Below are 9,830 nucleotides of genomic sequence, written 5' to 3' on the forward strand. Positions count from 1 at the left end.
CCGGAGCGTGGGACTCGGGGTGCGGAGCGCGGGACACGAGGTGCGGAGGGTGGGACTCGCCCGGGCTACTTCTGGTAGAGGTTTTCGATGGCGTGCGCGTAGTTCTTCGACACCACGTTGCGCTTGAGCTTCAGGCTCGGCGTGATCTCGCCGCTGGCCTCGGTGAAGTCCTGGCCGAGGATGACGAACTTCTTGATCGCCTCGGCCTTCGACACCTGGGTGTTCGCCTCGTCCACCGCGGCCTGCACCTCGGCGCACAGGTCGGGGTCGCCGGTGAGGTCGGCGACGGTGGCGTCCGCGGGCTTGCCGTGCTGGGCCTTCCAGGCGGGGAAGAACTCCTCGTCGATGGTGACCAGCACCCCGATGAACGGCCGCCGGTCGCCCACCACCATGGCCTGGCTGATCAGCGGGTTCGCGCGCAGGGTGTCCTCGAGACCGGACGGGGCGACGTTCTTGCCGCCCGCGGTGACGATGATCTCCTTCTTCCGCCCGGTGATCCTGAGGAACCCGTCGTCGTCGAGTTCGCCGAGGTCACCGGTGTGGAACCAGCCGCCCTCCAGCGCCTCCTTGGTGGCCTCTTCGTTGTTGTAGTAGGCCCGGAACACGACGTCGCCCTTGAGCAGCACCTCGCCGTCCTCGGCGATCCGCACCGAGTTGCCCGCCACCGGCTTGCCGACGGTGCCCACCCGGAACGCGGACTGCGTGTTCACGTTGGCCGCCGCGGAGGTCTCGGTCAGGCCGTAGCCCTCGAACACCGGGACACCGATGCCGCGGAAGAAGTGCGCCAGGCGCGGGCCGAGCGGGGCGCCGCCGGACACCGCGGCGATGCAGCGGCCGCCGAGCGCGCCGCGCAGCTTGCTGTAGACCAGCTTGTCGAACACGAAGTGCTTGGCCTTGAGCAGCAGGCCCGCGCCGCCGTTGTCCTGGGCGTGGCTGTAGTCGACCGCGACCGACTCCGCGAGGTCGAAGATCGAGCCCTTGCCCTCGGCGTGCGCCTTCTGCTTCGCGCCGTTGTAGACCTTCTCGAACACGCGCGGCACCGCCACCACGAACGTGGGCCGGAACGAGCCGAGGTCGGCCACGAGGTTCTTGACGTCCGGGGTGTGGCCCAGCGTGACGCGCGCGGTGACCGCGGTGAGGGCGATGGCACGGGCCAGCACGTGCGCCAGCGGCAGGAAGCACAGCAGCGAGTTGCCCGCCTCCATCAGCTGCGGGAAGGCGGCGATGTCGGCGCGGATCTCGGCGAGCAGGTTGCGGTGGGTCAGCTCGACGCCCTTGGGGCGGCCGGTGGTGCCCGAGGTGTAGACGATGGTGGCGAGGTCGTCGGCGGCGACCGAGCGGCGCCGCTCGTGCACCACGTCGTCGCCGGCCTTGACGCCGAGAGCGGTCAGCTCCTTGACGGCGTTGCCGCTGTGCGTGGTCTCGATCTGCCAGACGAACTGCAGGTCGGGAAGACGGTCGCGGACCTCGTCCACCTTCGCGCGGTGTTCGTCGGTTTCGACGAAGACCGCCTTGGCGACCGAATTGGACAGGATCCAGTTGATCTGCTCGGCCGAGGAGGTGTCGTAGATGGGCACGACCACGCCGCCCGCCGCCCAGATGGCGAAATCGAGCAGCGTCCATTCGTACCGGGTCTTCGACATCAGGCCGATGCGGTCGCCTCGCTCGATGCCGGCCTCGATCAGGCCTTTGGCCACGGCGAGCACCTCGGAGGCGAATTCGCGAGCGGTCACGTCGAGCCAGGAACCTTCGACCTGGCGCCGGAAGCTGATGGCCTCCGGGAACCGTTCAGCATTCGCCCAAAAGATGTCGCCGAGGTTCTCGTCATCGGCAACCGGCTTCGCTGCCGGGGCGCTGTACTCGCGCACGGGGACCTCCGCGTTCTGGGTGTTACTCGCCAGTCAACTTAGCGTCAGCACCACCTTACGACCAAGTTGCGTATCTCATGTCATTCTGACACTTGTGAGCACGCCGAACAGCGCACCGCCCGCGATCGACATCGTCGACGAGACCTTCCTGGCGGTGCCCCCCGCCACCGTCGCGGCCGCCTTCGCCGACCCGGCCGCCTGGCGCCGGTACTGGCCTGACCTGCGGCTCGAGGTCTACACGGACCGTGGCGACAAGGGTCTGCGATGGACGGTGCGGGGTGCCCTGGTGGGCACCCAGGAGGTATGGCTGGAGCCGGTTCTGGACGGCACGCTGTTGCACTACTTCCTGCGCGCGACGCCCGCGACCCCGCCGCGGCGGCCACGTGATCTCCGTCGCGAGTTCGACCACCGGGCCCGCGCGGCCAAGGCGATCTCGCTCGAACTGAAGGAGATCCTCGAGGACGGGCGCGAGCCCGGGATCCCGCCGCGGCCCCAGCCCGCCTGACCCTCCCACCACGGGCGTCCGGGCAGCCCTCCCTGCCGTCGCGTGCGCAACGGTGCGCGGCGCGTACACGCCGGCGGGAGTGCCCTCTAAGCTCGCCTCATGCGGGTTCATGTCGTCTCCGACGTCCACGGTAACGCCGAGGCGCTGGCCCGGGCGGGCGAAGGCGCGGACGCCCTGATCGTGCTGGGCGATCTGATCGACTTCGTCGACTACCACGAGCACGACAAGGGCATCCTCGGCACGCTCTTCGGCGCCGAGAAGGTGGCGGCCTTCGCCCGGCTGCGGCGGGAGGGCACGCGCGCGGAGGCGGTGGCCTACTCCCGGTCGCTGTGGGCCACCCTCGACGATCCGGCCGCCGCGGTCGAGGAGGCGATCCGCGCGCAGTACACCGAGTTGTTCGCCGCGATGAAGGCGCCGACGTACGCCATCCCGGGGAACGTGGACTCGCCGCACCTGTGGCCGGAGTTCGCCGGGCACGGGGTGACGCTGGTCGACGGCGAGGTGGTCGAGATCGGCGGCCTGCGGTTCGGGTTCACCGGGGGCGTGGTCCTGCCGGAAGGGGTGCCGATGGCGCGGCCCGGCCGGGTCTGGCGGCCCTACCTGCGGGCGCCGGAGGAGTTCGACGCTTCGGTGGCGAAGCTGACCGGCATCGACGTGCTGTGCACCCACGTGCCGCCCGCCTTCCCCGAACTCACCTACGACGTGGTCGCCAGGAAGCACGAACTCGGCTCGGCCGCGCTGGCCGGGCTGATCATCAGCGAGCGGCCGAGGTGGTCGCTGTTCGGGCACGTCCACCAGCCGTTGTCGGCGCGGCTGCGCGTCGGAGGGACCGAATGCCGCAACGTCGGGCACTTCAAGGTGACGCAGCGCCCGTACGTGCTGCGGTGGTGATGGCCCCCGGACCTGTAACCTCTCCGCCATGGCCGACCAGTCCACGCAGTCCATCGAGGTCGAAGCGCCGCCGGAGCAGGTGATGGCGGTGATCGCGGACTTCGGGTCGTACCCGGAGTGGGCCAAGCAGGTCCAGCAGACGGAGGTGCTGCTCGTCGACGACGGCACCGGGAACGCCAAACAGGTGCGCCTCACACTGGACGCGGGGCCGATCAAGGACGTCTACACGCTCGAATACGAGTGGGCGGACGACGGCCGCTCGGTGAGCTGGCATCTGGTCAAGGGGCAGATGCAGAAGGCGCAGAACGGCCGTTATCACCTGGAGGAGGTCGCCGAGGGGCGCACCCGGGTGACCTACACGCTTTCGGTCGAACTGGTGCTGCCGATGATTGGCCTGCTGCGCCGCAAGGCCGAGAAGATGGTCATGGACACCGCGCTCAAGGAGCTGAAGCGCCGGGTGGAGGAGCTCGACTGAGCGGCGGGAAGAGGGGGCGTTGACGGACATGCCGCGGTTGCTGCTGTTCACCGGTAAGGGGGGCGTCGGCAAGACGACCCTCGCGGCGGCGACGGCGGCGAGGCTGGCCGCACGGGGCCGCAAGACCCTCGTGGTGTCCACGGACCCGGCGCATTCGCTGGCCGACGCCTTCGCCCGCCCGCTGAGCGGGGAGCCCGCCGAGATCCACCACGGTCTCGACGGGGTCCAGATCGACTCGCGGGGCCTGGTCGACGGGGTGTGGCAGGAGTTGCGGGGCAAGCTGCGCTCGGCGCTGGCCGGGGCCGGGCTCGACGCACTGGACGCCGAGGAGCTCACCGTGCTGCCCGGCGTGGACGAACTGCTCGCGCTCACCGAGGTGCAGCGGCTGGCCGAGCTGGACCGCTGGCACACGGTGGTGGTGGACTGCGGGCCGACCGCCGAGACCCTGCGGCTGCTGGCGCTTCCGGAGGCCGTTTCCGGGTACCTCAACCGGGTGTGGCAGCTCAAGCTCGTGGGCCCTCGGGGCACGGTCGAATCGGTGCGGCGGCTGGCGGCGCACGTGGAATCGCTGCGGGCCCTGCTCACCGATCCCGCACTGACCGGGGTGCGCCTGGTCCTGACCCCGGAACGGGTGGTCGTGGCCGAGGCCCGCCGCACGCTGAGTTCGCTGGCGCTGCGCGGCATCCGCGTGGACGGGGTCATCGTGAACCGGCTGATGCCGGCGCCGGGCGTGTGGCGCGGTGCGGCGGCGGCGTGGATGCGCACCCGCCGCCGCGAGCAGGACGCGGTGCTCGCCGAACTCGCCGAGGCCGGGGTGCGGAAGTTCGCGAAGGTGGAGCACCGGGCGGTCGAGCCGGTCGGGCGGGAAGCGCTGCTGGAGATCGCCGGGGACCTGTATGGCGACGCCGATCCCTTGCCCGACAAGGCGGAGGGCATCGCGCCGCTGCTCGAGGTGTCCGAAGTGGATGGTGAGTACCTGCTCCGGGTGGCGATGCCGCTGGGCGCCGGTTCCCGGGTGGACCTGGCCAGGGTCGACGACGACCTGGCGATCACCGTGGACGGGTTCCGCAGGCTGGTCGCGCTGCCGGAGGCCCTGCGGTCCTGCCACGTCACCGGGGCCGAATCCGATGCCCGCGGACTGGTCGTTTCACTGACCCGGAGGCCCGCATGACCGAAAATGGGTGGGGCGGGTCATGGGGGCCGACCGGGTGCGGGTGTCCCGCGAGGCACCGGAGGCCCGCATGACCGAAAATGGGTGGGGCGGGTCATGGGGGCCGACCGGGTGCGGGTGTCCCGCGAGGCACAGGAGGCCCGCATGACCGACGCCGAGGGGGCGAGCCTCGCCGAGGAGATCCGTCTGCTGGTGGAGATGGTGATCGAGCGCGCGGCGCCGTGGCTGGATGGCCTGGTGGCCGCCGGGCACGGGGAGGACGAGCGGGAACGGTCGAGCTGCGGGTGGTGCCCGTTGTGCGCGGTGGTCGCGGTGGCGCGGGGTGAACGGCCGGAGCTGGCCGCCCGCCTGGTCGAGCAGCTGGCCCAGCTGGTCGCGCTGCTGCGTGCCGTGCTGGCGGACCGCTGGGAGCCCGAGCACGGTTTCCACATGCCCGGTTTCCAGCCCGCCCGGAAACAGCCCGAGCCCGCCGCCTCGGCGAGGGTGCAGCGCATCCCCGTGCGCTGGCGGGACGGTGCGGCGGACGGGACCGGGGAGCGCTAGTGCGGGCGATCGGCCTTGACGTCGGGGGGACGAGTGTCCGGGCGGCCGTGGTGGACGAGCAGGGGTTCGTCCTGGACACGGCCAGGGCGGGCACCCCCAGCGACGAGAACGCGCTGGAGGACGCGATCTCCGGGGTGATCGATGAACTGCGCAACCGGTACGACGAGGTGGTCGCGGTGGGGCTCGCGGTCGCCGGGTTCGTGGCGAGCGACCGGGAGACCGTGATGTTCGCGCCGCATCTGGCGTGGCGGGCGGCCCCGGTGGCGGAGCGCATCGCCAAGCGGGTCGGCCTGCCGGTGACCCTGGAGCACGACGCGAACGCCGCCGCGCTGGGCGAACACCGCTTCGGTGCGGCGCGGGGTGCGCGGGTGGCCGCGCTGGTGGCGATCGGCACCGGGATCGGGGCCGGGCTGCTGCTGGACGGCGAGATCTACCGCGGCGCCCACGGCGTGGCGCCGGAGCTGGGGCATCTGACCGTGGTGCCCGGCGGCCGGGCCTGCCCGTGCGGTAAGTACGGCTGCTGGGAGCGGTATTGCAGCGGTACCGCGCTGGCGGCGACGGCGATCGAGCTGATGGCCCGGCAGCCGGGCCAGTCCACGGTGCTGGCGCGGGACATGGCGGAGGATCCCGGGGCGATCACCGGCCGCCGGGTGGCGCGGGCGGCGCGGGACGGCGATCCGGTCGCCCAGCGCGCGGTGGCCGAGCTGGCGAAATGGCTGGGCGAGGGCCTCGCGCTGGTCGCCGACGTGTTCGATCCGGAGATCGTGGTCATCGGGGGCGGGGTGTCCGGTTCTTCGACGCTGTTCCTCGACGAGGCCCGCGAGCACTACGCGGGCGCGATCACCGGGGCCCGGCACCGGCCACTGGCCCGGATCCGCACCGCGCACCTGGGTGACGACGCGGCGATGGTGGGGGCGGCGGCTCTCGCGCTGGAAGGCGCCTCCTGAGCGCTCGGTGTGACAAGCTGGAGGAGTCGGTCCGCTTGTTCCCGGAGGCTCGCCGTGCCACTGTCCCCCGCTCCTGACGACGCCGCTTGCGCCGATGGGGACGGGTTCGTGGTGTGTCTCGGCGGGCACCGGCACTGGGGCCGCTATGGCGCGGCCGGTCTGCTGCTGACCGATCCGGGGCGGGGGGTGCTGCTGCAGCGGCGGGCCTGGTGGACCCACCACGGCAGCACGTGGGCGTTACCGGGCGGGGCGCTGCGCAGCACCGAAAAGCCGTGGGAGGCCGCGGTACGGGAGGCGGAGGAGGAGGCCGCGGTCCCGGCCACCGCGGTCCGCCCGGTGGCGGCGTCCACGGCCGATCACGGCGGCTGGAGCTACACCACGGTGCTCGCGGTGCCGCGGTGGCCGCTGCGCGAGCAGGTGATGAACGACGAGAGCGACGAGTTGCGCTGGGTGCCGCCGTCGGAGGTGACGGCCTTCCCGCTGCACCACGACTTCGCCGCGGCCTGGCCCGCGTTGCACGAGCAGCTCGGGCGTGAACTGGTGCTGGTGGTGGACGGCGCGAACGTGGTCGGTTCGCGCCCGGACGGCTGGTGGCGGGATCGGCCCGCGGCGGCGGAACGGCTGCGTGACCGGTTGGCGCTGCTGGCGCGCAGCGGCCTGCGCGGTTCCGACGTGGGGCTGGACGCGGGGGACAACTGGTCGTGGTGGCCGAGGGTGGTGCTCGTCCTGGAAGGCCAGGCGCGCGGGGTGGGCCCGGCCGACGGCGTGGAGGTGGTGGCCGCGCCCCGGGACGGGGACGCCTCGATCGTGGCGGCGACGAGGGAGGTCCGCACCGCCCGCCCGGACGACCACCTGGTCGTCGTGACCGCGGACCGCGAGCTGAGGGGGCGGGTGGCCGGGGAGGGAGCCTCGCTGCTCGGCCCCGGTGCCCTGCTCGACGTCCTCGACGCCGGTTGAGCCTTCAGGCGAGTCGCACTTCTCCGTCAAAGTGCCGTCGCGCGCTTAGGATCGGGGCATGGGGTTACCGAAGGTCTGGGTGCGCACGATCAGCGACGGCCTGATCCGGGCGGACCACATCATCGCCGTCTCGGCTCATCCGACGCCCGCGCTGCCCGGCAAGGCGCCGCACTGGCTGCTCGACGCCACCCTCGCGGTGCCGGTGGGCAGCGGTTCCAGCGACGGGTGGGACGTCAGCGCCCTGCACCGGACTCTGGTTCAGACCCGTGCGGAACCGGTCGGCGCTCCCGAGGCGTTCGCGCAGCTGCTCGCCGCGCTCCACGACGTCGACACGGCGGGCATCATCTCGCCGGTGCCCGGCGCGTCCGACGGCCGCGTCCACTTCAGCTTCGCCCCCTTCCCGGACACCCCGCTGCCCGCCACCGTCATCACCACCAGCGACGCCGATACCGTTCTCTGACCCGTCACGGCTCGCCCCAGCCCCTCAGACGGGGGAGGGGCGTCAGGTCCGGGCGTCGATGATGTGGGGGAGGCGCGCGCCGGCGGTGTCGGGGCCGGACGCCGGGTAGTCGGTCGCGGGCCGCACCTCGGCGGTGGCGAAACCCGCCTCGTGCAGGGCGGCGACGGCCGCGGCGGGATCGGTGAAGGGGTGGTGCACGCGACCGCGGACGGCGACCGCGATCAAGCCGGTGCCGAGCCGCGGGGCCAGTGCCCAGCCGTGCGGGGCGGGGACCAGGTCGGCGAAATAGGCCCCGACGGGGAAACGCCGCAGCACGGTCGCGAAACGGGCCCACATCCGTCGTACCGTCGCCGTGTCGAAGTAGTTCAGCAGCCCTTCGGTGACTATGGCGGTGCCGGTGTCCTCGTCGAGGGTGCGGGCGAGGGAGGCGAGGCTGTCCGGCCCGTCTTCGCGCAGCGCGTCGACGACGGCGACGCGAGGGGCCTGCCCGCCCAGCCGGGCCAGCAGCCGCCGCTTGCGGGAGGCCATCCCCGGCAGGTCCGCCTCCACATAGGTGAGCTTGTCCCCGTACCGCCGGGTGAACCGCCACCCGCGGGCGGACAGCCCGGCGGCGATCTCGACCACCTGGCCGATTTCGCCCCGCTCGATCGGGCCGGCCAGTAGCGCGTCGAGCACCCGGTGGCGGGCCAGGAGCAGATCCTCGAAGGTCGGCCCGCCGAGCAGCCTGCTGGCCGTCATCGCCGGTTCGAGCGCGTGGTAGAAGAGCCTGCCCTCGGGGGTGGCCAGCGCGGCGGGCGCCAGTCCGTTGCGGACCCACACGTAGCCGGTGTAGTGCCCGGTCGGGCTGATCGCCTCGGATCCGCGGGCGAGCAAGGTGTCACCGATGGCCATCGCGTTCCCGCCCCTTCCGGCTCTGCCTCCCGGATGCCAGTGTGCCCGTCAGCGGATCGCGGCGCCGAGTTCGGTCAGCCCCGCGGCAAGCAGCTCGGCCAGATCGGACTCCGGCGACCGCAGCCACTGTTCGTAGGCGGCCAGCGCGATGCCCAGTACGGCGTACGCGATGGCTTGGGGCGCAAGGGAATCCGGGGCGATGCCGAGCCGGCCGGCGACGAATTCGGCGAGCACCTGCCGCCAGTCGGCGTACCGCAGCGCGGAATGCGCCTGCAGCGCGGGCGTGGTGAGGATGAGTTCCATCCGCCGCCGGTGCCAGGGCGCCTCCTCGGGCGGGATGCGGTTGAAGTCCACCAGCGCCGAGCGGATCGCCTCGACCAGCGGGAGTTCGGGTGGGTAGCCGGTGAGCCGCTTGCGCATCCGCTGCAGCTCCCCGTCGAAGTCACCCCAGGCGATGTCGTTCTTGGACGGGAAGTACCGGAAGAAGGTCCGCCGCCCGATCCCCGCCGCGCGCGCGATGTCGTCGATCGTGGTGCGTTCGAATCCCTGACGGGCGAACAGTTCGAAGGCGGCGTGTTCGACCTCGGCGCGTGAGGTGATCGGCCTGCGCCCGGACCGCGTGGTCAGCGGATCGCTCATGACCCCTTCCATTCGGCACTCGGTGCCATTATTCTCGGTGACGCCGGTCGCATCGAGGCGACCCGACGAAGGGAGCATCCCATGTCCGAGGCACAGCAGGCTCCGCAGGCGCACGAAGACGCTCTGGTGGAAGAGGATCTGCTCGTCGAGGAGGTCTCCATCGACGGCATGTGCGGCGTCTACTGAGCCCGTCCGCCGAGCCCCCGTTGCCCATGTTCGAACCCGATCAGCCTTACCGGTGCTCACCACGGGTCGCGCTCCGGCCGGAACCGTTCGGCGCGCTCGCCTACGACTTCGGCACCCGAAGGCTTTCGTTCCTGAAAACCCCCATGCTCGTCGAGGTGGTCCGCGGTCTCGCGGACCAGCCCGACGTGCATGCCGCGCTGGACGCGGCCGGAGTGCCGGACGACCAGCGCCCCAGCTATCTGAAGGCGCTGGCCGGCCTGGCGGAGACCGGCACCATCGAACGGCGCTGACCACGCC

Annotated in this window: 13 protein-coding genes; 10 read left to right on the plus strand and 3 right to left on the minus strand. The window is 72.0% G+C overall.

The window, feature by feature from the left end; translation table 11 throughout:
• Positions 1–65: 65 nt before the first annotated feature.
• The gene (locus ORV05_RS06670) at positions 66–1,868 is read right to left on the minus strand and encodes an AMP-dependent synthetase/ligase (RefSeq protein WP_268757565.1); all 1,803 of its coding nucleotides are present in this window, start codon (positions 1,866–1,868) and stop codon (positions 66–68) included.
• 94 nt (positions 1,869–1,962) lie between these two features.
• Between ORV05_RS06670 and ORV05_RS06675 the strand changes: the two genes are divergently transcribed.
• The 8 genes from ORV05_RS06675 (at position 1,963) to ORV05_RS06710 (ending at position 7,817) form a co-directional block, all read left to right on the plus strand.
• Positions 1,963–2,373: a polyketide cyclase / dehydrase and lipid transport gene (locus tag ORV05_RS06675; RefSeq protein WP_268757566.1), complete on the plus strand. Its 411-nt coding sequence runs from the start codon at positions 1,963–1,965 to the stop codon at positions 2,371–2,373.
• Between the two features lie 99 nt (positions 2,374–2,472).
• A complete protein-coding gene (locus ORV05_RS06680) occupies positions 2,473–3,264 on the plus strand; it encodes a metallophosphoesterase family protein (protein ID WP_268757567.1) in 792 nt (263 codons plus the stop codon).
• 28 nt (positions 3,265–3,292) lie between these two features.
• Entirely contained in the window at positions 3,293–3,739 is a 447-nt protein-coding gene (locus tag ORV05_RS06685; protein WP_268757568.1) for an SRPBCC family protein, read from the plus strand.
• Between the two features lie 28 nt (positions 3,740–3,767).
• Positions 3,768–4,910: an ArsA family ATPase gene (locus tag ORV05_RS06690; RefSeq protein WP_268759724.1), complete on the plus strand. Its 1,143-nt coding sequence runs from the start codon at positions 3,768–3,770 to the stop codon at positions 4,908–4,910.
• Between the two features lie 144 nt (positions 4,911–5,054).
• The gene (locus ORV05_RS06695; protein WP_268759725.1) at positions 5,055–5,453 is read left to right on the plus strand and encodes a hypothetical protein; all 399 of its coding nucleotides are present in this window, start codon (positions 5,055–5,057) and stop codon (positions 5,451–5,453) included.
• Positions 5,453–6,400 carry an ROK family protein gene (locus ORV05_RS06700; RefSeq protein ID WP_268757569.1) on the plus strand — a complete coding sequence of 316 codons (948 nt, stop codon included), beginning with the start codon at positions 5,453–5,455 and terminating at the stop codon, positions 6,398–6,400. Before ORV05_RS06695 ends, ORV05_RS06700 begins: the two co-directional genes overlap by 1 nt.
• A 54-nt stretch (positions 6,401–6,454) precedes the next feature.
• Complete coding sequence (locus tag ORV05_RS06705; protein WP_268757570.1) at positions 6,455–7,357, plus strand: NUDIX domain-containing protein; 903 nt, start codon at positions 6,455–6,457, stop codon at positions 7,355–7,357.
• A 58-nt stretch (positions 7,358–7,415) separates the two neighbouring features.
• Positions 7,416–7,817 (plus strand): hypothetical protein, encoded by a 402-nt coding sequence (locus tag ORV05_RS06710; protein ID WP_268757571.1) that lies wholly within the window; start codon positions 7,416–7,418, stop codon positions 7,815–7,817.
• 42 nt (positions 7,818–7,859) lie between these two features.
• Here ORV05_RS06710 and ORV05_RS06715 read toward each other — a convergent pair whose 3' ends face one another.
• Entirely contained in the window at positions 7,860–8,708 is an 849-nt protein-coding gene (locus ORV05_RS06715) for a class I SAM-dependent methyltransferase (RefSeq protein WP_268757572.1), read from the minus strand.
• Between the two features lie 48 nt (positions 8,709–8,756).
• Positions 8,757–9,347 (minus strand): mycofactocin system transcriptional regulator, encoded by a 591-nt coding sequence (gene mftR, locus ORV05_RS06720; RefSeq protein WP_268757573.1) that lies wholly within the window; start codon positions 9,345–9,347, stop codon positions 8,757–8,759.
• 81 nt (positions 9,348–9,428) lie between these two features.
• Between mftR and mftA the strand changes: the two genes are divergently transcribed.
• Both mftA and mftB read left to right on the plus strand, forming a co-directional pair.
• Positions 9,429–9,533: a mycofactocin precursor MftA gene (gene mftA / locus ORV05_RS06725; RefSeq protein WP_268757574.1), complete on the plus strand. Its 105-nt coding sequence runs from the start codon at positions 9,429–9,431 to the stop codon at positions 9,531–9,533.
• A 26-nt stretch (positions 9,534–9,559) separates the two neighbouring features.
• Positions 9,560–9,823 (plus strand): mycofactocin biosynthesis chaperone MftB, encoded by a 264-nt coding sequence (gene mftB, locus ORV05_RS06730; RefSeq protein ID WP_268757575.1) that lies wholly within the window; start codon positions 9,560–9,562, stop codon positions 9,821–9,823.
• The last annotated feature ends 7 nt before the right edge of the window (positions 9,824–9,830 follow it).

Origin of the sequence: Amycolatopsis cynarae, from assembly GCF_026802195.1 — a bacterium.
GTDB classification, from domain to species: domain Bacteria; phylum Actinomycetota; class Actinomycetes; order Mycobacteriales; family Pseudonocardiaceae; genus Amycolatopsis_E; species Amycolatopsis_E rhizosphaerae.

Coding starts and splice junctions, on each gene's coding strand:
- ORV05_RS06690 (WP_268759724.1), top strand. CDS start 3,768: ATGCCGCGGTTGCTGCTGTTCACCGGTAAGGGGGGCGTCGGCAAGACG.
- ORV05_RS06680 (WP_268757567.1), top strand. CDS start 2,473: ATGCGGGTTCATGTCGTCTCCGACGTCCACGGTAACGCCGAGGCGCTG.
- mftB (WP_268757575.1), top strand. CDS start 9,560: ATGTTCGAACCCGATCAGCCTTACCGGTGCTCACCACGGGTCGCGCTC.
- ORV05_RS06685 (WP_268757568.1), top strand. CDS start 3,293: ATGGCCGACCAGTCCACGCAGTCCATCGAGGTCGAAGCGCCGCCGGAG.
- ORV05_RS06695 (WP_268759725.1), top strand. CDS start 5,055: ATGACCGACGCCGAGGGGGCGAGCCTCGCCGAGGAGATCCGTCTGCTG.
- mftR (WP_268757573.1), bottom strand. CDS start 9,347: ATGAGCGATCCGCTGACCACGCGGTCCGGGCGCAGGCCGATCACCTCA.
- mftA (WP_268757574.1), top strand. CDS start 9,429: ATGTCCGAGGCACAGCAGGCTCCGCAGGCGCACGAAGACGCTCTGGTG.
- ORV05_RS06710 (WP_268757571.1), top strand. CDS start 7,416: ATGGGGTTACCGAAGGTCTGGGTGCGCACGATCAGCGACGGCCTGATC.
- ORV05_RS06715 (WP_268757572.1), bottom strand. CDS start 8,708: ATGGCCATCGGTGACACCTTGCTCGCCCGCGGATCCGAGGCGATCAGC.